Below are 25,043 nucleotides of genomic sequence, written 5' to 3' on the forward strand. Positions count from 1 at the left end.
TATCTTATCCCTCGTGGGAAAACTCGTTGTCGCGCCAGACCGGCCAACCGGCCCGGCTTGAAGACGAACCGGTTGGAAGACGTGCTTCTCCTCGTTCGATGATGCCACTATCGCAATCGCAACATGAATGGTCGCTGAACGGGACATTCATGTTGCAATGCAGCACGGAGGGCGGGGCGAATGCCAGCTGCGCTCCCGTCTTTTCGAAACGGAATGGAAAACGCGCGTCGGGCTTATGCAGGCGTGGATGAACCGGCTGAAATGCGTGGCTTTGCTGGGCAGAGAAGACCTGGCAGAGACCCGCATCGTGATTCTGACAGTCTTGTGAAATCCGAAATTGAACTTCCTAAAATGTAGGGATAGAACTTATGTCGCGGTGCAACAGAACCGCGTGTCAAGGTGTAGGAGGCCAGCTTGTCCATCAAAAAAATTCTCGTTGCCAATCGATCCGAAATCGCGATCCGCGTCTTTCGAGCTGCCGACGAGCTGGGCCTGAAAACCGTTGCGATCTGGGCCGAGGAGGACAAGCTCGCCTTGCACCGCTTCAAGGCTGACGAGAGCTACCAGATCGGGCGGGGTGCCCATCTGGAGCGCGACCTAGGACCGATCGAAAGCTATCTCTCGATCGACGAGATCCTGCGTGTGGCCAAGCTGTCCGGCGCGGATGCGATCCATCCCGGCTATGGCTTGCTGTCGGAAAGCCCGGAATTCGTGGATGCCTGTAAGGAAGCCGGCATCATCTTCATCGGGCCGACCGGCGACACGATGCGCCGCCTCGGCAACAAGGTCGCCGCACGCAACCTTGCAATCGAGATCGGCGTACCCGTGGTGCCCGCCACCGAGCCGCTGCCGGACGACATGGCGGAAGTGGCGCGTATGGCCGACGAGATCGGGTATCCCATCATGCTCAAGGCCTCCTGGGGCGGCGGCGGGCGCGGCATGCGCGCCATCCGCGATCCGAAGGATCTCGCCCGCGAGGTGACGGAGGCCAAGCGCGAAGCGAAGGCCGCTTTCGGCAAGGACGAGGTCTATCTGGAAAAGCTGGTGGAACGTGCCCGCCACGTCGAGAGCCAGGTTCTGGGCGATACGCACGGCAATGTCGTGCACCTCTTCGAGCGCGACTGTTCGGTTCAGCGCCGCAACCAGAAGGTCGTGGAGCGTGCCCCTGCCCCATACCTGAATGAGGCGCAGCGCCAGGAGCTCGCAGCCTATTCGGTCAAGATCGCCAAGGCGACCCATTACGTCGGTGCCGGCACGGTCGAGTACCTGATGGATATGGACACCGGCAAATTCTACTTCATCGAGGTGAACCCGCGCATCCAGGTCGAACATACGGTCACCGAAGTCGTCACCGGCATCGATATCGTCAAGGCGCAGATCCACATTCTCGATGGTCATGCCATCGGGACCCCGGAATCGGGCGTGCCGCAGCAGGCGGATATCCGCCTGAACGGCAACGCCCTCCAGTGCCGTATCACCACGGAAGACCCCGAGCAGAACTTCATTCCCGACTATGGCCGCATCACCGGCTATCGCTCGGCCGCCGGCTTCGGCATCCGGCTCGATGGCGGTACGGCCTATACAGGCGCGGTCATCACGCGCTTCTATGATCCGCTTTTGGTGAAGGTAACGGTCTGGGCACCCGGCGCTCCCGAGGCCATTACCCGCATGGAGCGCGCGCTGCGCGAGTTCCGTATCCGCGGCGTGGCGACGAACCTGACCTTCCTCGAAGCCATCATCACGCATCCGAAGTTCCGCGACAATTCCTACACGACCCGCTTCATCGATACGACGCCGGAGCTGTTCCAGCAGGTCAAGCGGCAGGACCGCGCGTCGAAGCTTCTCACCTATCTGGCCGACGTCACGGTCAACGGACATCCCGAGGCGAAAGGACGCCCGCGTCCCGCAGCCGATATCGCCAAGCCCGTCGTGCCCTATGTCAAGGGTGACATCGTGCCCGGCACCAAGCAGAAGCTGGACGAACTCGGGCCGAAGAAATTCGCTGAATGGGTGCGTGCGGAAAAGCGCGTGCTGATGACCGACACCACCATGCGCGATGGCCACCAGTCCCTGCTTGCGACGCGCATGCGCACCTATGACATCGCGCGGGTCGCCGGCACCTATGCGAAGGCTTTGCCGCAGCTGTTTTCGCTGGAATGCTGGGGCGGCGCGACGTTCGACGTCTCCATGCGCTTCCTGACCGAGGATCCATGGGACCGTCTCGCCCGTATCCGCGAGGACGCGCCGAACCTCCTGCTGCAGATGCTTCTGCGCGGCGCGAACGGCGTCGGCTACAAGAACTATCCCGACAATGTCGTGAAATATTTCGTGCGTCAGGCCGCTCGCGAGGGAATCGACGTCTTCCGCGTCTTCGACTGCCTGAACTGGGTCGAAAACATGCGCGTATCCCTGGACGCCGTGAACGAGGAAAACCGCATCTGCGAAGCGGCGATCTGCTACACGGGCGACATCCTCAATTCCGCCCGTCCGAAATACGACCTGAAATACTACACCGCGCTGGCAGGCGAGCTTGAACGGGCGGGCGCGCACATGATCGCGCTGAAAGACATGGCGGGCCTCCTGAAGCCGGCGGCGGCCACCCTGCTCTTCAAGGCGCTGCGTGAAGCGACCGACCTTCCGATCCACTTCCACACGCACGACACGTCGGGCATCGCGGCTGCGACCGTGCTGGCCGCCGTGGATGCGGGCGTCGATGTGGTCGATGCGGCGATGGATTCGCTTTCCGGCAACACCTCGCAGCCCTGCCTCGGCTCGATCGTCGAGGCGCTGAAGGGCTCGGAGCGCGATCCGGGTCTCGATCCCGAGGCGATCCGGCGGATTTCCTTCTATTGGGAAGCGGTTCGCCACCAGTATGCGGCCTTCGAAAGCGACCTCAAGGGACCGGCATCCGAAGTCTATCTGCATGAAATGCCGGGTGGCCAGTTCACCAACCTCAAGGAACAGGCGCGCTCGCTGGGTCTGGAGACCAAATGGCATCGGGTCGCCCAGACCTATGCCGACGTCAACCAGATGTTCGGCGACATCGTCAAGGTGACGCCGTCCTCCAAGGTGGTTGGCGACATGGCGCTGATGATGGTGAGCCAGGATCTCTCCGTCGCAGATGTCGAAAATCCGGCAAAGGATGTGTCCTTCCCGGAATCGGTCGTCTCCATGCTGAAAGGCGATCTCGGCCAGCCTCCGGGCGGGTGGCCGGAAGCGCTGCAGAAGAAGGCGCTGAAGGGCGAGGAAGCCTATACCGCCCGTCCGGGCTCTCTGCTTCCCGAAGCCGATCTCGATGCCGAGCGGCAGGAGGTCGAGGCGAAGATCGGCCGTCCGGTTTCCGACGCGGAGTTCGCCTCCTATCTCATGTATCCCAAGGTCTTCACCGATTACGCGCTGGCCGTCGATACCTACGGGCCGGTCTCCGTGCTGCCGACGCATGCCTATTTCTACGGGCTGACGACGGGCGAGGAGCTTCTGCCGGAAATCGAGCGCGGCAAGGCGCTGGTCATCCAGCATCAGGCCAAGAGTGAGCCGGACGAGCAGGCCATGGTCAAGGTCTTCTTCGAGCTGAACGGCCAGGCCCGCATGATCAAGGTGCCAGACCGGAACCGCGCGGCAACCGCTGCCGTTCGCCGCAAGGCCGAAGCCGGCAACGTCGCCCATCTCGGCGCACCCATGCCGGGCGTCGTCTCGACGGTCGCCATTTCCGCTGGCCAAACCGTCAAGGCGGGCGACGTTCTGCTGTCGATCGAAGCCATGAAGATGGAAACGGCGCTTCATGCCGAAAAGGACGGAACGATCGCCGAGGTGCTGGTGAAGACAGGCGACCAGATCGACACCAAGGACCTGCTCGTCGTCTTCGGTTGACGATGGCAATGCGATGCCGTTGAAAACACCGGCCGGCAACGGCCGGTGTCTTGCGTTTCCGCAGTCCACTCTTCGGCCACAGGTGAAGGGCGTCAGACAGGGCACGGCCTCTGGACGTTCAGAGAAACATTTTCACAGAAACAAGGGCACGATCAGCGCGGTGACCAGGGCGTTCAGCGCCATGGCGATGCCCGCGAAGAGGCCGGCGACGGGATCGACCTGGAAGGCGCGGGCGGTGCCGATACCGTGAGACGCCAGACCGGCCGCAAAACCCCGTGCTGCATAGTCGGTGATCCGCAGGCGGTTCATCAGCCCGGTGACGATGACCGCGCCGGTGATGCCGGTGAGGATGACGAAGACGGCGGTAAGGCCGGGATCGCCCCCGAGCCCCTTCGATATCGCCATGGCAACGCCCGCCGTCGAGGACTTCGGCGCCATCGACACGGTCAGCGCTTCGGGGAAGCCGAAGAGAGCACCCAGCGCGAGAACGCTCAGCACCGCCGTGACGCTGCCGGCGGCGAGCGCTGCCAGCATGGGCAGGAGGTTGGCGGCAACCAGCTTGATCTGCCGCACGAGCGGCACCGCCAGCGCCACCGTTGCCGGACCGAGCAGGAAATGGATGAACTGCGCACCCTCGAAATAGGCGGGATAGGCAACGCCACCGAGCGTCAGGCCGGTCCCGATAACGACGACCGAAATCAACACGGGATTGACGAGAGGGTGTCCGTTCGCCTTGCGGGCTGCGGCATTGGCAACCAGCCAGACGATGAGCGTCGCCGTCAGCCAGAAGAGCGGCGTTGCGGAAAGATAGACCCAGAGGCTCGACGGCAAGGCGGGGACGACGTGCGCCTGACCGGCAGCCACATCCGGCGCAATCAGCCCGGTGATGACATTCTCGCTCATGACTTAGGCCTCCACCGCTGCTCCAGACGTTTGGCCAGCGTGAACGCCCAGACGGTGACGACGAGGGTGATCACTGTGGACACGAGGATAGCCGCGAGGATCGGCAGACCCATCGATATCACGAGATCGAGATGCTGGATGATGCCGACACCGGCCGGCACGAACAGAATACCGAGATTGGCCAGCAATCCGTCGGCGACCTTGCCGGTAGACTGCTCCATGGCAGCAGCAGCGGGTAAGCGGCGGGTGGCGAGCAGAAAGAGCGCCAGCAACGCGAGAGCGACAACCGGACCGGGGACCTGACCACCGCTCGCATAGGAAAGGCTCTCTCCGAGAAGCTGGAAGCCGAGCAGCCATGCGATGCCCTGGATCATGCTGCGTGCCTCCTGTCGATGTCGTGTCACGTGCCGGAAGACGTTGTGAACCCGTCTTTTGCCGAAGGGTCAAGCCGCCTTACTCGATCGATTGTCTTTTGCCAATTCCGCGCCGTTGTAGGCACGCCCCTGAACGATCCTCCAAAGGCTTTGACCGGTTAGAAATTGCTTTGCAGACGCGCCAAATTTGTTTATGCACGTTCTTACCGATTCATGCATGATTGTGAACGAAGATGACCAGCGAGTTGTTGTCGCGCGAAAGACAGGATGCCATCCGGGCCGAATTGCGCCGGACCGGCCGGGTCCTGGCCGGCGACCTCGCGCGCGCCTTCAAGGTTTCGGAGGACACGATCCGGCGTGACCTGCGCGACATGGCGGCGGCCGGTCTTTGCGAGCGTGTCTATGGCGGCGCGCTGGCCCTGCCCGCAGAGCAGCCCTTCTCGGTGCGAACAGGCATATCGCGAGGACGCAAACAGGCACTGGCCAAGGCCGCTATCTCCTGCCTCAAGGACGGGATGACGGTGTTCGTCGACGCCGGATCGACCAATCTCGCCATCGTTCAGGCGATCCCGTCCGGCCTCTCCCTCACGCTTGCCACCAATATGCCGGCCATCGCTACGGCCGCTTTGGAACATGCCAGCATCGAGGTCATCACCATCGGCGGACGAATCGACCGTCATGTCGGCGCGGCGATCGGCGCGCAGGCAGAGCGCGATCTCGAGATGCTGCGCCCCGATCTCTGCATTCTCGGCGCCTGCGGCCTCGATCCCGGCGCCGGCCTTACGGGACTCGTCTATGACGACGTCGCCTTCAAGAAGGCCGCTGCCGCACGCGCTGGCTCGGTCCTGGTTGCCTGCACCAGCGACAAGCTGGAAGCCGTGCACCCTTTTGCCATCGCCAGCCTTAGCGACCGGATGACGCTGACGCTCGAGGCAGACGCGCCAGACGCCATCGCAACAAGGCTGCGGCAGTCCGGCGCAAACATCCTGCGGGCCGAGCGGGCTGGAAGCTGATCCGCTCTCAACCCTTTACACAGAAGCACAAGACGACATGGAGCCGGCCGCAGGCCGGGAGGAGACAGAGGATGGACCACAACACGACAACAGGAGCCGCAGACGGGTCGATGCCTTCAACGGGGGATATGGTACCGCGGGGCTACATGCCGCGGATCCGGCTCGCCGTATCTCTGCTGTTTCTCATGAACGGCTTCATGATGGGCAGCTGGGCGCCGAAGATTCCCGTGCTGAAGGATCGGCTCGGCATCAGCGAGGGCACGCTCGGACTGCTCATCCTCACCTTCGGCATCGGCTCGCTGCTGATGATGCCGGTTGCAGGCGGGCTGATTTCGCGGCTCGGCTCCCGGCTGATCTCAAGGCTCATGGCGGCCTGCCTGGTGCCCATCCTGCTCCTCCTCAGCCTCGTGCCGGGCCTGCCTCTCGCCTTCGTCGTCCTCTTCCTGCTCGGCGGCTTCATCGGCGCCATGGACGTGGCGATGAATGCGAATGCCGTGGCCGTGGAAAAGCGCATGCGGCGGGCGATCATGTCGTCCTGCCATGCCTATTGGAGCCTCGGCGCGTTGGTCGGCGCAGCGCTCGGCGGGCCGGCACTCGCCCATTTCGGCGAGGTTACCCATGCCGTGCTGGTCACGATCACAGGTCTCGCTATCCTCGCGATCGCATGGCCCATGGTAATGGCGGATCACCCGCATCCCGAGGCTGAAAAGGAGAAGCTGGCCTTGCCACGCTCGCCCCTGCCCTGGCTGATCGGCATTGTCGCCTTGTTCTCGATGATCCCGGAAGGGTCGGTCATCGACTGGAGCGCGCTCTATATGCGCAACGAACTGGGCGCATCGGTGGCCTTGTCGGGCTACGGCTTCGCTGCCTTCTCCGCCACCATGGCGATCATGCGCTTTGCCGGCGATCACGTCCGCGATCGCTTCGGCGCGGTAAAGACGCTGCGGGTCTGCACCCTGCTCGCCCTTTTCGGACTGGTCACGGCGGGTCTTGCACCTGGCACGAGCGTCGCCATTCTCGGTTTCGCGCTCGCCGGCATCGGCATTTCCAATATGGTTCCGATCGCCTTTTCGGCCGCAGGCAACCTGCCGGGTCTCGCGCCGGGCATCGGGCTCTCCGTCGTCACCTTCATGGGCTATTCCGGTATCCTGTTCGCCCCGTCTCTCATCGGCTTCATTGCCGAGCATGTCGGCTTCTCGATCATCTTCACCTGCATGCCCGCGCTGTTCATCGTCGTTCTCCTGCTCTCCGGCCATGCGGTTCATGCAGATGCGGCAAAAGACGCATAGAATGATGCACTGATGCCGGGCGGCGGATCTCCGTCATGAATTCGCCGCCAAGATCTGCTGCTGCACAGGCGTTGCCGGGTGCCCTTTTCCAAGGAGAAGACGCGGCGTCAGTTGACAGCACGGCGTTCCTCCTGCACCTCAGGGGCGCCGATCGACCGGGAATGCACGAGGCCCATCATGTCCATGTCCTTTGCCTTCGAACCCCAGCCGCGCCGTGAAACGGTCGCCGTGGATGTCGGAGGCGTGCTCGTCGGCGGTGGCGCCCCCGTCGTCGTGCAGTCGATGACCAATACCGACACGGCCGATATCGATGCAACCGTGGCGCAGGTCGCGGCTCTCCACCGCGCCGGCTCCGAGCTTGTCCGCATCACGGTCGATCGCGATGAAAGCGCGGCCGCCGTGCCGCGCATCCGCGAGCGGCTGGAGCGCCTTGGCCTCGACGTGCCCCTGATCGGCGACTTCCATTATATCGGCCACAAGCTGCTGGCCGATCACCCGGCCTGTGCGGAAGCGCTGGCCAAGTACCGGATCAATCCCGGCAATGTCGGCTTCAAGGAGAAGAAGGACCGGCAGTTCGGCGCGATCATCGAGCGGGCCATCCAGTACGACAAACCGGTGCGCATTGGCGTGAACTGGGGATCGCTCGACCAGGAACTGCTGACACGCCTGATGAACGACAATCAGGAGAAAGGCTTTCCGCTGACCGCGCAGCAGGTGATGCGCGAAACCATCGTCCAGTCCGCGCTGATCTCGGCCGAGCTTGCCGAGGAGATCGGCCTGCCGCGCAACCGGATCATCCTGTCGGCCAAGGTTTCCAACGTCCAGGATCTGATCCCGACCTATGCGATGCTCTCGGTTCGCACCAACCACGCGCTCCATCTCGGCCTCACCGAAGCCGGCATGGGCTCCAAGGGCATCGTCGCCTCCTCCGCTTCGCTCGGCATTCTCATGCAGCAGGGCATCGGCGACACGATCCGTATTTCGCTCACGCCCGAGCCCGGCGGCGACCGCACGCGCGAGGTGCAGGTGGCGCAGGAGCTGCTGCAGGTCATGGGCTTCCGTCAGTTCATTCCTGTCGTCGCCGCCTGTCCGGGCTGCGGACGCACCACGTCCACCGTGTTTCAGGAGCTGGCACAGAAGATCCAGGACGACATCCGCCGCAACATGCCGATCTGGCGCGAAAAATATCCGGGCGTCGAAGGCCTGAAGGTCGCGGTCATGGGCTGCATCGTCAACGGCCCCGGCGAAAGCAAGCACGCCGACATCGGCATCTCCCTGCCCGGAACCGGCGAGCTCCCGGCCGCCCCCGTCTACATCGACGGCAAAAAAGCCCTCACGATCCGCGGCACCAACATTGCCGGCGATTTCGAAACCCTGGTCGGCGAGTACATCGAGAAACGCTTCGGCCAAGGCCAGGCTGCTGCTGAATAGGACGATGCCGCTAATGGTGGAAAAGCGCGAAAATCACGCTCGCGCCTGATTCGAACGACGATCACTCCAGCGGACGCTCGTGTCTGGAATGTACGTATCGGATAAGGCTGAGTTCTGCATACCATTCGATGAGCACTAGAGTGCATCACCTAGCATGAGATGATGGCGGAGAGGGTGTCCGCCAAACTGTTGCACAATAGAGATAATGACGTCCGAGAACGTCTATATAAGTCAATTACTTATCGCCATACCCATATTTTCCTGTTTTGATCAAACCCTTAGAATAGCCGTTGCCCGCTGGGGTAAAAGCTGGGGTGATCATGGCTCAATCATTGAACAAACTGACCGCGCGGGGCGTCACCGCGTTACGCAAACCAGGTCGTTATAGCGACGGTGGGAACCTCTACCTTGTAGTCGAGGCGAGTGGCGCGAAACGTTGGGTCTTCCTGTACCGCGCAAAAGACCGACAACGGGAGATGGGTTTAGGTGGCGTGAATTCCGTCACGCTCGCTCGCGCTCGAGAGCTTGCCAAGGCTGCGCGCGCGCAACTGCAAGATGGCGTAGACCCGATTGCCGCGAAAGCAGTCGTTGTGACGGATAAGCCGACGTTCGGAAATGTCGCCGACGACTTTGTGAACGACATGGCGCCAGAGTTCCGGAACGCAAAGCACCTCGCGCAGTGGAAGATGACGCTCACGAAGTATGCGAAGCCGATCCGCGAAAAGGCGGTAGACGAGGTGATGACAGCCGATATCGTCGATCTACTGAAGCCGCTGTGGTCGGAGAAGCCGGAGACGGCATCTCGCCTTCGCGGCCGTATAGAGCGTGTCCTTGACGCAGCGAAGGCTAAGGGGCACCGTTCGGGAGAGAACCCAGCCTTGTGGCGCGGTCACCTCGACAAGCTCCTGCCGAAGCGCCAGAAACTTACGCGCGGCCATCACGCCGCCATGCCCTACGCCGACGTGCCCGCCTTTATCCAGCAACTGCGCGATCGGCCAGCGCTGTCGGCACGCACCCTTGAGTTCACGATCCTCACCGCCGCAAGATCTGGAGAGACCTATTTCGCCACGTGGAAGGAATTCGACCTGAAGGCCGCGGTATGGACCGTACCCAAGGAGCGGATGAAGGCGCAGCGCGAGCACCGGGTTCCGCTGGCACCTCAGGCCGTGCAGATCCTGAGGGATCTAACGGTGCTCGGCACCGATCCGGACGCCTTCGTATTCCCGGGCCAGAAAAAGGGTCGGCCGCTCTCTGGCCTCGCAATGGAGATGACGTTACGGCGGATGAAGGTCGATGTGACGGTCCACGGCTTCCGTTCGTCGTTCCGCGATTGGTGTGGTGAAACGACAGAGTTCCCAAGGGAAGTGGCAGAGGCCGCCCTAGCTCACGTGGTCGGCGATCAGACGGAGCGCGCATATCGACGAGGTGATGCGCTGGAGAAGCGCCGTAAGCTCATGGTTGCCTGGGCAGACTATTGCGAGCCACCGCAGCGCATAGCAGCGGTAGCGGCGGCTGGCGCCACAGAAGAACCAAACATCTTCTCTTGAGGGAAACGACAATGCGTTATGCCACGACCGCCGCCGTTCTATCCTTGCTGGTCCTTGCCGGGTGCCAGACGAGCGAAGACGACCAGGCTCACGCGAATGCTGTTCTCGATGCGAAGCTGAACGGCTACAGCGGCTCGACGATCGCCGAGTTCACAGCGCAGACCGGCATGCTGCCGGCCGACGCCTATCCCGTCTCCGGCGGCCGCGTCTTCGTCTTCCGCACCGCGCCGGTCTACATGACGCTGCCGGCTACGCAGGTCACGCCAGCGATCACCCGACCGGCGCAATGCCAACTGCTGGTGCAGGCGCAGCCGACCGGCGCCGGTGGCACGGCGGACAGCTGGCGCATTGTCGGGACGCAGCGTTCCGGCGCGTGCAACAACCTGCAAAACTGAAATCTACGGAATTCCCAGATTTAGGGCCGGATCACCACCAGGCACAAAATGTTGGAAAGGTGCCTATAAAGCTAGCGCCGAGGTTTATAGTTAATGCGCCATTTGGTATAAGGCTGCCGCGAGTCTTATAGGGAGCTATCATGCGGAATTCTGAGTTCCTGTCTACCGAAGCCGGTTCGCTAGTTCCTACAATCGGCAACCAGCAGGCGTTTGTCCCGGCGCCCCTTCCTCCGCCGCTTGCGCTCGCCGATATCGCGACAACAGTGGGTGAGGCTCTGCAGAAACTCGGAGAGTTGAAAGGCGCCTGCCGAAGGCTGACGAACCCATATATTTTAGTCCGCCCTCTTCAACGTAATGAAGCTCTTACTTCTTCCGCTATGGAGGGAACATTCACAACCGACAGTCATCTGCTGCTCGCCGAAGCAGGGCTCGAATTAGAAAGCGATGACTCTACCAAAGAAGTTGTCAATTATCTTAGCGCCCTCAACACATCGCTAGACCTTCTCCGAGAATTACCGATCTCGCATCGCGTAATAAAGAAGGCCCATGAAATCTTATTAAGTGGTCTCAGCTCTCAAAGAGGAGCTCAGAAAAGGCCGGGTGAGTATAAAAGGGATCAGAACTGGATTGGCGGTCGAACCATAGATGCGGCTCGGTATATTCCGCCGCCGCCAGCAGAGACTCAAAAGTGCATGGACGACCTTGAACGGTATCTAAACCGTGAAACGGATTATTCCGCGTTCAATAAGCTGATCGATTTGGCGCTAGTCCATTATCAGATCGAAGCAATCCATCCGTTTGCTGATGGAAATGGCAGAGTAGGAAGGATGCTCATATCCTTGATGGCTGTGCATAATGGCCTTCTAGATATGCCAATACTTTACATAAGTCCCGCTATGGAGCATCATAAAGACGAGTATATAGATAAAATGTACAACGTCTCAACTAAGGGTGACTGGACTGGATGGGTAAAATTTTTCACAGAACGAATTTGTGAAACGTGTACTAGTACGATTACCGCAATCGACAGAATAATAAGCTTGCAGGAAAATTTTCGGCTTCGCGCGACCACTGCATCTCGGTCGTCAAACCCGCTCACAATCATCGACTACCTATTCGAACGCCCCGTAATTACTGTCACCGAAGCAGCTGATAAGCTTGGTGTGACATACGCCGCCGCTCGTTCTACGATCGATAAACTGATAGAAATCGGAATCGTCGTCGAACTCCCTGGCCTGTACCCGAAGGCCTATTACTCCCCAACTATTATGCAGGTTTCGCGACCGCAGCCGCTGACGTGACTTCAAACGCGGCCGCGGTATGTTGGATGAAGAGAGCGCTTATCATCCTTCAGATGCAACGATCGACCCAACAAACGGGCCAAAAACCATTAAGAAAACCACGGACTCAGATGCTGGTCGCTGAAACCGTCGTGAATGATCGCCTCCGGTTTCTGGCGCGTAGCCTGGGCCAGCACGTCGAGCACGGAGAAGGCAAGACGCATGATCGCGCTGCGGTCCTGCTGCGTCACATCGGCCTCCTGGGGGAGTTGCTCAAGGACGAAGCCGAGGCGGTTGGTCAGGTCGCAGATCTGGACCGCCGCTTCCTCGAGCGTTGTTGCCTTATGCTGAGAGAGCTCGGTGCGGAGTGCAGCAATTTGGTCGTCACGATCGTCGCGGCAGCCGGCCGCTTCGCCGATCTGGCGGGTGATATTCAAGATGACGCTTTCGGCGGCTTCGCCAGCGGCGTTGATGTTGTTCGACATGAGGCGCTCCTGTAGTAACGATTAACGTTAATAGAAACGATAATCGTTATACATGGACCTGTCAAACGATAATCGTTATGGTAACGAAAATCGTTGGAGGACAGAATGCTCACGCCAGAACAATGCCGCGCCGGTCGCGCGCTCATCGATATGTCACAGAACGAACTCGCCGCAGCGGCGGGTGTCGGTAACTCCACCGTGCGAAACTTCGAAGCCGGCCGCTCTGTGCCGGTCAATAATAACCTTCAAGCGATCGAGGGAGCGTTGGCTTCTGCGGGCGTGATATTCATACCGGAGAATGGAGAGGGAGCCGGCGTGAGGCTGGCCAAGCCAAGGGCGTAAGCTACTTCAGCACCGGCGGGCCGCGCCAATCGCCTCAATCAGCAGCCGTCGTAGTTCTTCCGACCGCTCGCTGTAAGCGTATAGGTGCCGCCTCTTGGACCGGTAAAGCATTGCTCGGACGCCATCACCCGAGCAGCGGGCGGCTTGGACACGACAGCCGGCCTGAACGTCTTGGCCGCAGCATTGCGCACGAGCGCCGTTCCGAATTCGCAAACGTAGCCGTCGCCGTCTCTGTCCAATCCGTGTGGATCCGCGGACGGCCCGCCTTGCGAAAGGAAGAACTTCTGAGCTTGGGCGCTCGAGGCGAAGTCAGAGCAATCCTTGTCAGCAACCGAGGACTTCCTGCGCTGGTAACTCGCAACTCCGACACCGACGCTCGTGCGCCTTCCGAGATACTCGTTGCCTGAAGAAGTTTGCCCGCGGGAGGCAAGCTCAGCTTCGATCAGCATGATTTCGCGTGGAGACGCAGCCACGGTCAATTCGGACCACAGTTGCTCAGAGGATCGGGAATCTACGCCACTCGCTATAGGGGTGACCACCGGTGGGGGCGAAGCACATGCCGTCACGGCTACAGCCACGAGAAGTACGATGGAAAGCCGGCAGCAGTTTGCGATCATTTTGTCCTCCGTCAGCCAAAACTGACAGAACATCAAAACAAGTCAACCTCCCGTCTGCGTTGACGTTGCGTTACAGTTGCGCAACCTCGAATCTATGCCATGCTTACGAAGTCGAATCGGAGCCTGATCATGGACTGTCGAATATTGCGCCAAATTACGCTGAAAGCTGATGGTCATTTGGCTTGCGACGATAGCGCTGGCTACGGCATCGACCTCGGCCTCGTTCGGGCCGGCGGCAAGTGGAAACTGCGTGATATCCTGGATGGCCCGATCTACTCGCATGTGCGCTCGTCGTTTCAGCAGGGCCGGCCGCCTTGGCCTACCGTGTGTCAGGGCTGCGATTTGCTTGCCCTTGGCGCCGCTCCGAACGACATCCTTTCGCATAGCTTTGACCTCTTAGTCGAACCGACGTTGGCGTGCGAACTGTCTTGCGCGTGCTGCATCCGCAAGAGCATTATCGGAAAGGGCCGCACGGAAGACGGTCTAGACGTCGAGGTCTTCCGTCGGTTTATCAAGTCGGCAGCGCTCGAGAAGTACCGCATGAACCAGGTCCACTATATCGGCTGGGGCGAGCCACTGCTTCATCCCCGCTTCCGTGAACTCGTCGACATAGCTTACGAAAGCTTCCCCACCACGATCCAGATGGCCACCACAACGGGCAACGTAGATTTCCGAACATCCGTCGGCGACGGTCGGTTCGACCACATCGTCTTGTCGTGTGATGGCACCACGCCAGAATCATACGAACGGTATCGCAAAGGCGGCAATTTCGATGTGGCAATGAAGTTTGCCGCCGACGCAAAGACGTATGGCCATCGAGATCTACGGATCGAATGGAAATATATCCTCTTCGATTTCAATGACAGTGACGAAGAGATCCTGCACGCGCAGAGAATGGCGGACCAGGCAGGCGTCGACAAACTCCTGTTCATCCTGACAAACTCGAAATGGAAATCAGAGAGGTTCATGGGACAAAAGGCCTCATCGTTCCCGCTGATTTCTCCGATTGCCACGATCACACCCGCTGCGGCAATGAGCGCCTTCGTTGCCGAAGGCAGTCTCTCCGGCGTGCAAACGGGCGCGCACGGTTACATCGATCGAATTGGCGTGTCTTCGGGCCAATTCCTCTTGGTGGAGGGCTGGGCGCTCGGCCCTGGCGATACCTACGCAGACAAGATCCAGCTTTGGATTGACGGACATCTGCGAGCGCAGAGTTTGCCAAACCTGCCGCGACAAGATGTTGCCGCAGCGCGCCCGGCGGCGGTTGGCCCCCACTGCGGGTTTCAATTCAACATCCCGTCGCCGGCCGGCCGGCTGCCGGACAGCATTGAGGTCCGCGTTCTGTCTCGAGACCATGCGGCCAGCATGGGCGGAGAACTCAATTGGTTAAAAGTCGGCTCGATGCTCGACGTCCGCAAGGATCTGCGCGTGGCGGTGCTTGAGAGCGCTTAGCTCCCTTTCACCAAACAGCCGTACATTAGATGCAAGCCGTCGCATCCCACTGCAGCAGTTTGCGCGCGGGTTCTATTCCGTCGATCGGCATGCCGTAGCCCGTGTTGACGGGTCGGCGCGGCTCCGCTTGGTGGAATATGCGGTGATGCTGTGCCTAGCTACAGCGCAGTTTTTCGTTGTCATGCCCCCGGCACGCTTTTGAATTAGCCCTCAGCCTGTTCCGCACAGAGGTCCTACGATGGGTTGACACAGAGAAGTGGAGAGGAGTGAGGCCGGACTGATTGCAGACAGCCACGCAGGCGTGGTCGCTTGGAACCGGGACGCCGACCCTGACCTCGGTGAGTACGGGCCGCCAACCATCCTGTTTCAGGCTGGTGAAATCCCTGATTTGAAATAGGTAGGTTAGGTCAGATCAGGGAGAATAAAATGTCTGAAGGATCATTTATCGTGACCGCTAAAGTCCTCCATCGGGTTGAAGACGGCACCAGCCATTTGGACGGCTCGACCGTCTATAGGTCCCACACCACGTATGAGACCTGGAACTATCCAGCAGAAACAACGATCGGTGAGGTGATGAACACCGTTTCTCGTGCCGGTGATATCATTTCGATTGCCGTGACCGAAGACAGGGTTTCCCACCGGCTTGCCAATCAAAAATTAGCAGGGAATTATCCGAGCTCCGAAGGCTGATACGAAACAATAGCCCGCGGCACCGAGCCGCGGGCTATTTTGATCCCGGGAGGATTTTCGGAGACAGGAAGTGATGCAGTGACATCGACGGATAGTTGGCATGCTGAGCAAGACATGGATCTATTGGCTGAAATCGGGAAAGTGACTGTTCGTTGGGCAGCCCTAGATCTATTGCTTTTCCAGATCCTAACCTGCGTTTTGGAGAATGCTGAGGCAGCACACAAGATCATTTTCAATCTGCAAGGTGCAGGTCTTCAGCGCCTTGCGGCCTTTAACGATACGATTGGGGCATCGGCTCTCAGTCTCGAAGAGCGGAGCGCACTGCTAGATATCACTCGACGCTGCAAAGATATGATTGGGGAGAGGAACGACATCGTGCATTCGCCGATGGCGACGCACTTCGTCATCTCGGCTGACTTCGTGCGGCAGACCACGGTACGAATGAGGAAAGACGGAAGGACCAGCACAGTTACTGTCGCTGACATAAAAAAGCACACCACGAAGATCGGATTGATCCTGCACGAGATCGAGCAGATCGCCCACCGCTTGATGCTAGAGAAGCTTTCGGACTGTGAGTATGAGGCTGACTGGGACGACCCGACTGGGCAAGACCGTGACATCGCTATGTAAGTTAGCCGCTCCCAACCCGCCGCGTGCACCCAAGAGTAAATGCTGGCAGGATGGTGGCCGACCGGTTCAACGGCCAGCAGTACTGCGGGGAAATCTAAGCAGACCTGAAAAGCAGTTGCCCGCAGCTTGACGCCGCGGGCTCTGTGATCTTGGGAGGATCTGAGGAGACTGTAACCGGGAAACGGTGCAGCCAGTCTCCGAAGCGTCATTATGCACGACGGGCTGGATTGAGGCTACCCGTGAACCAATTCGCCTAGCCAGGGCTCTATGGGTAGGTGCTGCAGGTTGTTTTCCCCAAGCTATCCAATTTTCTAATCTGGAGTGAGGGAATTCGGGCGAAACTCAAATTAACAAATAATTAATAATTCTTTAATGGACTTTTAACCCGAACCTATCATATTGACAGTCGGGAACCTATCGATATGATAGTCGTTATGAAGACAAGCGACCCGAACAGTTCAATAGCTCAATTCCGCCTGACCTCTCGGTTAGCTGAGGAGCGGATTCACGCGGCAGCCAAACAGTCAGGGAATGTGATCTTCGGTGATCACGCTCTTGACCGGATGGAAGAGCGCGGCATTCCGGATGTTCAAGTACTCGACATCCTTCGAACTGGTTACGTCGCATCTAACCCGGAAAGGACTGAACATGATGAGTGGAAATGCAAGGTCTCTAAGGAAATACGAGGGCGCCGCCAAGCTGGCGTCCTAACGATTATCCTCAATAATGGAAGACTGTTTGTGAAGACAGTCGAGTGGGAAGACCTGAGATGAACAACAACACCCCTATATGGAAACACAGTGGAGAGAAGAGCCAAGACATCATAAAGTACAGCGGTTGCGGATTAGATGACATATATCTGGCTAGCGGCTACGAAAAGGTTGTAACCCCTTATGGATCTGGCATATCCGTTAAAAACCTAGAAAATCTCCACAAGCAAATTGGTCTTCATCTGACGAAGTATAGGAAAGCGCTATCTGGTAAAGAGATACGTTTTCTAAGACATCAGATGGATTTGACACAATCTGAACTGGCACGTTTTTTTGGATGCAACGTACAACAAGTTGCGCGTTACGAGAAGGATTCGAATAAGCTCACCGGCCCAGCAGACCGGTTGCTGCGGCTCCTTTTTGAAGAGCACATCAGGGAAACGGGGTCTGTACGGGAATTGTTAGAGTCGATTGACTCTATGGACGACGTTTCGGGCGATCAAATCGTTTTTGAAGACGTGAACGGCGAATGGCGGCATGCTTGTTAATTGCGTAAGGCGCCTGCGGGCGCCTTGTGCCGAGGCCTTATTCGCCAACTCAGAAGTAAATTCAACAGAGTCGACGGGCAGTCGCGCTTACGGACGGAAAATGTTCTTCAATATTATCGCGGTCAATCTTGTCAGCGCTGTCCTATCGATCGCAGCGGCGACTCTATGCTTCAAACAACGAGACGGTTGGGGTTGGTTTTTATTTGCGGCTTTGTTCACCTTCGCAAGCAATGCTGCCTTGAAAGTGTCGCCTCCCCTATAGATATCAATTACCGTCTGGAATTCGCGCTCGCTCAACACGGTCCAGACGCTCCCGAAGGTCAAGGATCACGTCGCGGTCGCTGTAGGTGGATGCTTGCCCGGCCTTCAGCGCGTCGATCTGTTTCTGCGCCGATGCCAACTGCTGATCGGTGTTCCGCCATACGCGCTCGTGCTCGGCTCGCGGCACCAGCCCATCACGGATATCCTTGATGGCGCCCTCCATCCTCGACCGGTCCTCGATGCCGCGGTTCGTCCGCCACTCCAGCTCCTTCTGCGTCACCACCCTTTCCGTGATTAGACGGATCGAGGATTTCACGCTGCTGGTGTCATCCTTGATCGGCCAGTAGACCAAGCCCCCGACGATCGTGCAGAACGACAAGGCCACAGCGATTGCCTACCATTGTGGCTTGTTGCGTTCAGCGATGTTCGAGGAGAGGGCGGAGATCGAGTTGCGCGTCTCGTTCGCGAGGGAAGAGGCATCGCTTTCCATCTGCTTGAAGCCGGAGCGCATCTCCGTCTCAGGTCGCTTTGCCGGCGGCCTAGCTTGGTGACGGGCTCTTTAGCTGCGGCTGATCGTATTCGGCCGGCGCGGTGCGCTTGAAAAGCCGACTTGGGCGACTGATAAGTGTGCGACTTGGTGGGCGCTAGGCAGATGTATCAACGTGCGTTCATAACTGTCTGTATCGCCGCCCTGACGATCTCGGCTGCGCAAGCCAGCATATTCGAGATCGACATGTTCGGGCACCATGTGGCTGTCTTGCAAGCCGATGACAAACAAAAACTCGATATCGACGGTCGCGAGATTCTGAACGACCAGTACGTTTCAATTGACCAGCTCGAGGTAGTGGGCGGAACGCCTGTTGCGATCGGCACGACATCTGCAGGCGGCAACGCCTGTGAAGGCGCGCCGTTCATTATCTCCTTTCCGCCAAATGCGAACCCTCGGATCGATGGTCCGCTGGAGACCTGCTTCGTCGTTCGGGTCGAAAAGTCGGCCGACATGCTGACGTTCTCGACGGCGGCCGCGCCAAACCAGCCAAGCGAGAAGTGGACCTGGACCCCAGCAGAAGGTCTAAAGGCCGTGCAAGGCGACGCGTTCGTCGCAGACACGGAGAAGGGCTGGACGCAACTCCGCGAGCGCACCGTCTCGCACCCGAGCGAGCTTCTTGACTATGCGGAAATCGGAAGCGAGATCGCCCGTATGGCGGGCTCCGATCGGGAACTCGTCAACGACATTCTAATGGGCGTCGGCTCAGGGGAGTTCAAAGGCGACTACTTTGTCGGAACGACATGCTCGCATCATATGTGCGGCGATCAGGAAGGGCTGCTTGTAGCCAACGTTCCGAACAAGAAGGTCTATCTGGCCTGGAGACCCTCTGGACAGAAAATCAAGGTCAACCCCGCAGTGACGGCCTGGCCTGAGAAGGCAAAGGCCGAAATCCGCGAGTGGGCAGCGAAGTGGAAATGACGCCTCGACCGAAGTTAAAATTTTGGGCTTATTCAATTCCAAGCTTGAATCGATCTAGTCACCTCTCGACTTAGGTTGCAAGTCGTGCTCACTTTGCTTTTTTGCAAGCTTACATGGTTCGGCTGCCTAAGGTGGGGGTGAATAATGCGCTCAAGATTTCCGCCTGACATACGATTGTGGGCAGTCATAACCTTCTGTCTTTTGCTTGCGGCATGTGGGGTGCATCGAAACCAACCCGCTGATCGAGTTTTAGTTCGAACAGGTACGCAGGTAGCATTGGAGAAAACTGAGACTCGCGAGCAGCTTCCCCTAGCCCGAGCTTATGCCGACGAGTATTTGGACTACGCTCTGCTTTCTCAGCAAGCCTATTCAGAGACGCTATATAAAGCGTTTCCGGACCGTCTAGGCAATTATAACTATGAACCGTTCAACTCAGCGTTCTGCTCGGACGTCTCGAATCCAACATCAGCTTGCGATGACGCGGCACTTTCTCGGCTCGCAAATAGACGGCTTGAAAACTGGCGCCTTATTTATGCGTCAGAGCCCGGCAAGGCAGCCCAGTGCCGTCGCAGCCGGTGGTCTTGTAGCCAGCAGTGGGCCACAGCAGGCGTGCAAATCTGGGTTCACAAAGGAAAGGTCTGCAAGGAAGCTGTAATCGCTTTTCGCGGTACGCAAGGTGACGACTTAGGGGAGTGGCACACAAATCTCAGATGGATTACGTGGCTGTGGCCAACTTACGACGCCTACAAGCAGGTTCAGGAAAAAACACAGGGCTTCGTGGAGGCCCTGCAACGAGACAGTTGCTGGCAAGATGGCGTAACTAAAATCACAGCAGTGGGCCACTCACTCGGTGGCGGCCTCGCGCAACAGGCTGCATATCAGGGCGGAATGACGAACGGTGCAGCGTCGCCTAAGGGACGCTTTCACAAGGTCGTGGTCTTTGATCCCAGCCCGGTCACTGGCTACTACGATATCAACCGTCATGACCGCGAGATGAATAGTGAGGGTTTACGAATTGAACAAGTCTATGAAGATGGCGAGTCTTTGGCTTACGTGCGCTTCCTTGTTAGGCAAATCTTCCCGTTAAGCGCCTGCAACCCGCAAATAATCTCTGTGCGTTTCAATGTGCTCGAAGGACGTAGCGTCGCACAACATAAACTGGCGCCTCTGGTAAGTGCTATGTTGAGATGGTCATTAGAGCAAAAGACGAGTTCTTCGCCTGCCAAGAAGGCCGATGTTCCCAAAGCCACAAATTGCACCTAATTATACCGGTCGCAACGTTGGAACGTAGCTGAGCCAACAGCACGCTCGGCAGCTTCTCGCTCTAACCCTACCTATTGTCTTCGCAAGGAGGAAAAATATGGCCGATGATTTCAGGAAGTCCGTCAACGAGATCTTGCAAAACTACGCCTCCCAAGAGGAAGCCATCAAGGCGCGCAATGCTGCAGAGGCTGAACGGCGCCAGTTGGCGAGATCACGGTTCAACGAATTTAAGGAAAGCGTTATCCGCCCCGTTATGGAAGACGCCAAAGTGTCTTTAGAAGCTGCCGGGCATGAAGCTCAGATCCTTTCGGATGAAAACATCGATTACGGCCCGGGGGTTGTGGCAAGAGACCTGTTCATAGAGTTCAAGGTGCGAAAGCAAGGCCAAGTGGTAAGTCCACATGTAATGCTTCCCCACCTTAAATACTCGCTGGAGAGCGACGGCCGCCTATTGAAGACTCGCGAACACCGATCGAAACAGGATGCGTTTAGCAGTGAAACCGACGCGGCCGGCATAGAAAACCAAAATCGTGCGGACGTAGAGGCCACGATTGCGGCCTTCCTGGGAGAGGTTTTCAAGACGAGTTAGATGCACCAGGCAGCACCATCGAGACGGCCGAAATGGAGCTTATTGCGATCTAACAGAACGTGACCGCGCTTTGTGAAGCACCTAGCCCCGCTTCTCGGTAGAAACTTCCAAGCTGTCCGCCTCGGCTTTCAGAGACTTTTCAGCCTCCGCTTTCAAGAGCAGCACGAACGCGGCCTCTTCTTCTGGCGATCGTGCTTGAATACGGGGACGGGATTGCGCCGCTTCGGGCTTGTAGGGATTGAGCATATGTCACTCCGCTCCTTCGGAAGGTTCAGACGGCTTTTCCGTCAACTTCTGAAGCCGCTCGATCTCGGCCAACATGGCCTTGGTATGGGCGGCTCCGGCAGCTTCCGCCATGACGAGTTCGCCAATCCGGATAGCAAGGAAGCGGTTTGCCTCTTCATTGATCGCATTCGGGTTCATACTGCCACCATGACCTTATCTCCGGCGACCAGAGCGCTCTGGTCTTTGATGGTTACGCTGCGCATCGCGCCGCCAACCCACATGTAGACGGCGTTGGTGGCGTCATCGGCAATGCGAAGTTTGCTGACACCGTTCATGTTGAATTCCGCGAGGCCGCTACTCGCGTACTGGATGTCGAAAACGTTCGTTCCCGTGGGGCCCCAGCCTATCTTCCCGTTCGGCGGAAGCCGGATGTGACGCGCCGTGCCATTCAGAGCGCCGGCGTCTGTGAGGTAAGCATCCGGCGTAGGCCGCGGATGGGTCTTCATCATCCGGTCAGTGGCGTTTGTTCTGGCTTTTTGCGAATCCAGCTTTTCCGAGGGTTCGGCGGCGCGCGAGTTTGGCTATTCGATCATTGATCATATCGACGCCAATATCATTCGGCTCGAAGCGCGCCCCATACCATTCCACGACTTCGCGGTGTTGCGCATTTCGAGGTTTTGCCATTGCGTTGAGGAAGTCCTCGAAACCGGGCAAGCCGCCAACATCTTCCGGCGGCGCGCGCCGGTCGCCGTCGACGAAGCGCGGATATTCGACTGCTGGATCGGCGTCCATGACGGCCTCGACAGTGATCGAATGCCGCCAGTCGTCGCCGAAGTCATAGGTATAGTTGAAGGTGGTTATGCCGCGATCCACCAGAGCGCCGATCCTGACGTTGCGAGCTGCATAGGTCTCGCGACCCATGTCCCATTCGGGATCAGGAACGGCATAACGCTTGCCGCCGGCATTGAACTCGAAGAGGTGGTAATCCTTAAACAGCATGACGGCCTGGATGACGTCGTGCAGCCCCTTCAGGCTGGTAGTGATCGGGACCTCGACCCTGCGCCATATTGTCGGCTCGATATTATCGAGCTTGATGTGAAGCCGGGCGATGCGTTCGCTGGAGGTCATGATGCCAATGCCATGGGTGCCTGTGCCGGTGTCCAGTTCCACGGCAGCAATTGCTCCAACCTGGTGATCGGCGTGTCGGCGATACGGGCGAGAATGTCGGCGAGCCAGGCCTGCGGGTCGATGTCGTTGAGCTTGGCGCTAGTGATCAATGTCGCCATGAACGCCGCACGTTCAGCACCACGATCCGATCCGGCAAACAGCCATGACTTCCTGCCGAGTGCAAAGCCTCTGAGCGCTCGTTCGGCGGCGTTGTTCGTCATGCAAATCCGGCCATCGTCGAGGAATGACGTGAAGCCATCCCAGCGCTTGAGCATGTAGTCGATTGCCTCGGCGACGGGAGAACTGCGCGATAGTTTTGCCCGCTCGATTTGCAGCCAATCGTGCAGTTCTTCGACAAGCGGCTGGCTGTCCTTGCGGCGACGCTCCATGCGCTGGTCAGCGCTTAGACCGTTGATCTCCCGTTCGATATCGAACAGGGCATCGATCCGTTTGACGGACTCCAATGCCATTGGCGAGATCGGCGCAGCTTTGCTGCCACGCTTAGCGTTCGCGGCGATGTCGGCCAGCACGAAGAACTTGCGGCGTGAATGCGCCCAGCAGAGTGCCTGGCGCAGAGGCAGGGGTTCGCGATCTACCTTGAACAGCGGATTGTAGCCGCCATAGGCATCCGCCTGCAGAATGCCGGAGAAGGTCTTCAGGTGGCGTACGGGATGCTCCTGTCGCCGGTCTCGCGATGAGTAGAACAGTGCCGCAGGCGGTGACAGCCCGCCAAACGGCCGGTCATCCCGGACATAGGTCCAGATGCGGCCCGTATCGGTCTTTCCCTTCGCCAGGATGGGCACGGTCGTGTCGTCGCCATGCAGCCGCTCGGCCGCCAGGACATGGGCCTCGATCAACGAATGGATTGGCTTCAAGGCCGTGGCACACGCGCCGACTTGATCAGCAAGCGTCGACAGGCTGAGGTCGACCCCCTCTCGGGCGTAGCGCTCACTCTGGCGATTGAGCGGCTGATGCTGGGCGAACTTCTCGAACAGGATCATCGCCAGAAGGTTCGGGCCGGCAAAGCCGCGAGGTGTCACATGGAAGGGTGCTGGCGGCTGTGTAATCTTCTCGCATTCGCGGCAGGAGAACTTCTCCCGCACTGTCTGAATGACCTTCCACTGACGCGGGATGACCTCCAGGGTCTCGGTGATGTCCTCGCCGAGCTTCGACATTTTGGCCGATCCACAGCAGGGGCAACTGGCTGGGGCGGCGATAGCGACACGTTCGCGCGGCAGATGTTCAGGAAAGGGCTTGCGTGACGGACGCTTGCGCTCGAAGGCCCTGACAGCCGAGGCGCTGGCTGCGATCTCCGCTGCCAGTTCATCTTCGCCGGCATCAGCTTCAAGTTCTTCGAGTTGCAGTTCCATCTGTTCGAGAAGCCGAGCCTTGCGCTCCGAGCGACTGCCGTAAAGCTCGCGGCGAACCTTCTCGATCTCCAGCTTCAACCGAGCGATCAGCGCCTCGGAATGCGATACGAGCGCTTTCGCGCTGGCGGCCTCTGCTTTGGCCGTCGCCGCTTCTGCCTCGGCAGCAACACGCCGCGCGCGCTCTTCGGCAAGCAGTGCGAGTGCACTGGCAAGGTCGTCCGCAAGCTGTTCGACGGGGGTGTTCATGGCGAGATGGAATCATATTTTCTCCCGCCATTCCAGCATTTTTGCTTATCCGGCCGAGGTCGGTCGCCAGGTTTTTTGTGGCATCCGCCAGTCGATACCTTCCAGCAAATAGCCGAGTTGCCCAGGGGTAATCACCACCGTCCCGTCGGCCGCCGACGGCCATATGAAGCGTCCTCGTTCCAGCTTCTTCGTGAACAGGCAGGCTCCCTGGCCATCATGCCAGATCACCTTGATCAGGCCACCGCCACGTCCGCGGAAGACGAACAGGTGTCCGCACATCGGATCACGCTTCAACGTCTCCTGCACCATCAGTGACAGACCGGGAAAGCCCTTGCGCATGTCCGTATGGCCCGTCGCCAGCCAGACCTTCACACCAGCAGGAACCGGGATCATCGCCGACCCAGCACACAATCGAGAATACGGCCAAGCGCCTCCGTGTCGATGTCGCTGTCCACGCGGACACGACGACCGCGGCCCAGATCAATCGTCACATCACTGCGCTTCCGGCGGGGATGCGATGAGGCCGGCGCTTCCGAGGCAGCAGGCTGGGCTGCGGGCGCGGCCTCTGAAACGATCACGGGCACCAAGGTGCTCGATACCGGCGTCGACGGCTCCTCGATCCGGCAGAGTTCCTTGCGCCACCGGAAGAGCTGGCTCACGTGGATGCCGGCCGATCGCGCAATCTCGGAAAGAACCGCGCCAGGCGCAAGGCAGGCTGCAACCAGCCGCTCTTTGTCCTCGCGAGACCAGCGCCGGCGGCGCTCGACAGACGTGATCACTTCAATCGGATGCTTGGTCATAGGACTACTCCTAGTGTTTGCACTAGGACTTCCGATGTTCGCATCAACCTCGCAAGACGGCCCTCACCGTGGGCTTAC

The 25,043-nt window shown here is 59.0% G+C and carries 28 protein-coding genes; 16 read left to right on the top strand and 12 right to left on the bottom strand.

All coding sequences use genetic code 11. The annotated features are described in order from the left end of the window. Positions 1-414: 414 nt before the first annotated feature. Positions 415-3,870 carry a pyruvate carboxylase gene (gene pyc, locus BSG19_RS19220; RefSeq protein ID WP_092989628.1) on the top strand — a complete coding sequence of 1,152 codons (3,456 nt, stop codon included), beginning with the start codon at positions 415-417 and terminating at the stop codon, positions 3,868-3,870. 132 nt (positions 3,871-4,002) lie between these two features. On the opposite strand, the gene BSG19_RS19225 is transcribed toward pyc, so the two are convergent. Continuing rightward, positions 4,003-4,773, bottom strand: coding sequence for an LrgB family protein (locus BSG19_RS19225; protein WP_092989629.1), 771 nt, complete (start codon positions 4,771-4,773; stop codon positions 4,003-4,005). Beyond that, positions 4,770-5,147: a CidA/LrgA family protein gene (locus BSG19_RS19230; protein ID WP_092989630.1), complete on the bottom strand. Its 378-nt coding sequence runs from the start codon at positions 5,145-5,147 to the stop codon at positions 4,770-4,772. The genes BSG19_RS19225 and BSG19_RS19230 overlap by 4 nt, the downstream gene beginning before the upstream one ends. Positions 5,148-5,380: 233 nt before the next feature. Between BSG19_RS19230 and BSG19_RS19235 the strand changes: the two genes are divergently transcribed. The 6 genes from BSG19_RS19235 (at position 5,381) to BSG19_RS19260 (ending at position 12,123) form a co-directional block, all read left to right on the top strand. Further along, the gene (locus BSG19_RS19235) at positions 5,381-6,160 is read left to right on the top strand and encodes a DeoR/GlpR family DNA-binding transcription regulator (protein ID WP_092989631.1); all 780 of its coding nucleotides are present in this window, start codon (positions 5,381-5,383) and stop codon (positions 6,158-6,160) included. A gap of 110 nt (positions 6,161-6,270) precedes the next feature. Beyond that, entirely contained in the window at positions 6,271-7,449 is a 1,179-nt protein-coding gene (locus tag BSG19_RS19240; RefSeq protein ID WP_244529328.1) for an MFS transporter, read from the top strand. 177 nt (positions 7,450-7,626) lie between these two features. Further along, positions 7,627-8,880, top strand: coding sequence for a flavodoxin-dependent (E)-4-hydroxy-3-methylbut-2-enyl-diphosphate synthase (ispG, locus tag BSG19_RS19245; protein ID WP_092989632.1), 1,254 nt, complete (start codon positions 7,627-7,629; stop codon positions 8,878-8,880). A 320-nt stretch (positions 8,881-9,200) separates the two neighbouring features. After that, entirely contained in the window at positions 9,201-10,427 is a 1,227-nt protein-coding gene (locus tag BSG19_RS19250; protein ID WP_092989676.1) for a tyrosine-type recombinase/integrase, read from the top strand. 11 nt (positions 10,428-10,438) lie between these two features. Continuing rightward, entirely contained in the window at positions 10,439-10,822 is a 384-nt protein-coding gene (locus BSG19_RS19255; protein ID WP_092989633.1) for a hypothetical protein, read from the top strand. 140 nt (positions 10,823-10,962) lie between these two features. Further along, positions 10,963-12,123, top strand: a complete 1,161-nt coding sequence (locus BSG19_RS19260; RefSeq protein WP_092989634.1) for a Fic family protein — start codon at positions 10,963-10,965, stop codon at positions 12,121-12,123. An 89-nt stretch (positions 12,124-12,212) separates the two neighbouring features. Here BSG19_RS19260 and BSG19_RS19265 read toward each other — a convergent pair whose 3' ends face one another. Then, positions 12,213-12,587 carry a hypothetical protein gene (locus tag BSG19_RS19265; RefSeq protein ID WP_092989635.1) on the bottom strand — a complete coding sequence of 125 codons (375 nt, stop codon included), beginning with the start codon at positions 12,585-12,587 and terminating at the stop codon, positions 12,213-12,215. 105 nt (positions 12,588-12,692) lie between these two features. On the opposite strand from BSG19_RS19265, the gene BSG19_RS19270 reads away from it, so the two are divergent. After that, positions 12,693-12,929 (top strand): helix-turn-helix domain-containing protein, encoded by a 237-nt coding sequence (locus BSG19_RS19270; protein WP_092989636.1) that lies wholly within the window; start codon positions 12,693-12,695, stop codon positions 12,927-12,929. 38 nt (positions 12,930-12,967) lie between these two features. On the opposite strand, the gene BSG19_RS19275 is transcribed toward BSG19_RS19270, so the two are convergent. After that, positions 12,968-13,378 (bottom strand): excalibur calcium-binding domain-containing protein, encoded by a 411-nt coding sequence (locus BSG19_RS19275; RefSeq protein ID WP_210185400.1) that lies wholly within the window; start codon positions 13,376-13,378, stop codon positions 12,968-12,970. A 297-nt stretch (positions 13,379-13,675) separates the two neighbouring features. Here BSG19_RS19275 and BSG19_RS19280 point away from each other — a divergent pair, with 297 nt between their 5' ends. From BSG19_RS19280 to BSG19_RS19305, 5 genes are all read left to right on the top strand, one after another. Further along, the gene (locus tag BSG19_RS19280) at positions 13,676-14,998 is read left to right on the top strand and encodes a radical SAM protein (RefSeq protein ID WP_170866035.1); all 1,323 of its coding nucleotides are present in this window, start codon (positions 13,676-13,678) and stop codon (positions 14,996-14,998) included. A 426-nt stretch (positions 14,999-15,424) separates the two neighbouring features. Next, on the top strand, positions 15,425-15,688 hold the full coding sequence (locus BSG19_RS19290; protein ID WP_092989639.1) for a hypothetical protein: 264 nt from the start codon (positions 15,425-15,427) through the stop codon (positions 15,686-15,688). A 78-nt stretch (positions 15,689-15,766) separates the two neighbouring features. Further along, positions 15,767-16,318 (top strand): hypothetical protein, encoded by a 552-nt coding sequence (locus BSG19_RS19295; RefSeq protein ID WP_139274795.1) that lies wholly within the window; start codon positions 15,767-15,769, stop codon positions 16,316-16,318. Between the two features lie 434 nt (positions 16,319-16,752). Beyond that, positions 16,753-17,091, top strand: a complete 339-nt coding sequence (locus BSG19_RS19300) for a DUF4258 domain-containing protein (RefSeq protein WP_170866036.1) — start codon at positions 16,753-16,755, stop codon at positions 17,089-17,091. Then, a complete protein-coding gene (locus BSG19_RS19305) occupies positions 17,088-17,576 on the top strand; it encodes a helix-turn-helix domain-containing protein (RefSeq protein ID WP_092989642.1) in 489 nt (162 codons plus the stop codon). Before BSG19_RS19300 ends, BSG19_RS19305 begins: the two co-directional genes overlap by 4 nt. A 265-nt stretch (positions 17,577-17,841) precedes the next feature. On the opposite strand, the gene BSG19_RS19310 is transcribed toward BSG19_RS19305, so the two are convergent. Beyond that, the gene (locus BSG19_RS19310) at positions 17,842-18,222 is read right to left on the bottom strand and encodes a hypothetical protein (RefSeq protein WP_092989643.1); all 381 of its coding nucleotides are present in this window, start codon (positions 18,220-18,222) and stop codon (positions 17,842-17,844) included. Positions 18,223-18,489: 267 nt separating this feature from the next. Here BSG19_RS19310 and BSG19_RS19315 point away from each other — a divergent pair, with 267 nt between their 5' ends. From BSG19_RS19315 to BSG19_RS19325, 3 genes are all read left to right on the top strand, one after another. Then, positions 18,490-19,305: a hypothetical protein gene (locus BSG19_RS19315; RefSeq protein WP_092989644.1), complete on the top strand. Its 816-nt coding sequence runs from the start codon at positions 18,490-18,492 to the stop codon at positions 19,303-19,305. A gap of 336 nt (positions 19,306-19,641) precedes the next feature. Next, complete coding sequence (locus tag BSG19_RS19320; RefSeq protein WP_139274796.1) at positions 19,642-20,568, top strand: Tle-like phospholipase domain-containing protein; 927 nt, start codon at positions 19,642-19,644, stop codon at positions 20,566-20,568. A gap of 97 nt (positions 20,569-20,665) precedes the next feature. Next, positions 20,666-21,157, top strand: coding sequence for a hypothetical protein (locus BSG19_RS19325; RefSeq protein WP_092989646.1), 492 nt, complete (start codon positions 20,666-20,668; stop codon positions 21,155-21,157). An 81-nt stretch (positions 21,158-21,238) separates the two neighbouring features. Here BSG19_RS19325 and BSG19_RS26145 read toward each other — a convergent pair whose 3' ends face one another. From BSG19_RS26145 to BSG19_RS19350, 7 genes are read right to left on the bottom strand one after another with little or no spacing between them, the layout of a single operon-like run. Beyond that, positions 21,239-21,403 carry a hypothetical protein gene (locus tag BSG19_RS26145; RefSeq protein WP_170866037.1) on the bottom strand — a complete coding sequence of 55 codons (165 nt, stop codon included), beginning with the start codon at positions 21,401-21,403 and terminating at the stop codon, positions 21,239-21,241. 3 nt (positions 21,404-21,406) lie between these two features. Next, positions 21,407-21,580, bottom strand: coding sequence for a hypothetical protein (locus BSG19_RS26150; RefSeq protein WP_170866038.1), 174 nt, complete (start codon positions 21,578-21,580; stop codon positions 21,407-21,409). Continuing rightward, positions 21,577-21,891, bottom strand: coding sequence for a hypothetical protein (locus tag BSG19_RS19330; RefSeq protein WP_092989647.1), 315 nt, complete (start codon positions 21,889-21,891; stop codon positions 21,577-21,579). The genes BSG19_RS26150 and BSG19_RS19330 overlap by 4 nt, the downstream gene beginning before the upstream one ends. A 4-nt stretch (positions 21,892-21,895) precedes the next feature. Continuing rightward, the gene (locus BSG19_RS19335; protein WP_244529324.1) at positions 21,896-22,552 is read right to left on the bottom strand and encodes a plasmid pRiA4b ORF-3 family protein; all 657 of its coding nucleotides are present in this window, start codon (positions 22,550-22,552) and stop codon (positions 21,896-21,898) included. Continuing rightward, positions 22,507-24,165 (bottom strand): IS66 family transposase, encoded by a 1,659-nt coding sequence (locus tag BSG19_RS19340; RefSeq protein ID WP_092989648.1) that lies wholly within the window; start codon positions 24,163-24,165, stop codon positions 22,507-22,509. The genes BSG19_RS19335 and BSG19_RS19340 overlap by 46 nt, the downstream gene beginning before the upstream one ends. 45 nt (positions 24,166-24,210) lie before the next feature. After that, the gene (gene tnpB, locus BSG19_RS19345; RefSeq protein WP_037103542.1) at positions 24,211-24,558 is read right to left on the bottom strand and encodes an IS66 family insertion sequence element accessory protein TnpB; all 348 of its coding nucleotides are present in this window, start codon (positions 24,556-24,558) and stop codon (positions 24,211-24,213) included. Continuing rightward, a complete protein-coding gene (locus BSG19_RS19350; protein ID WP_092989649.1) occupies positions 24,555-24,965 on the bottom strand; it encodes an IS66-like element accessory protein TnpA in 411 nt (136 codons plus the stop codon). Before BSG19_RS19350 ends, tnpB begins: the two co-directional genes overlap by 4 nt. Positions 24,966-25,043 lie beyond the last annotated feature (78 nt).

Origin of the sequence: Rhizobium sp. NFR03 (genome assembly GCF_900111275.1) — a bacterium.
Classification (GTDB): domain Bacteria; phylum Pseudomonadota; class Alphaproteobacteria; order Rhizobiales; family Rhizobiaceae; genus Ferranicluibacter.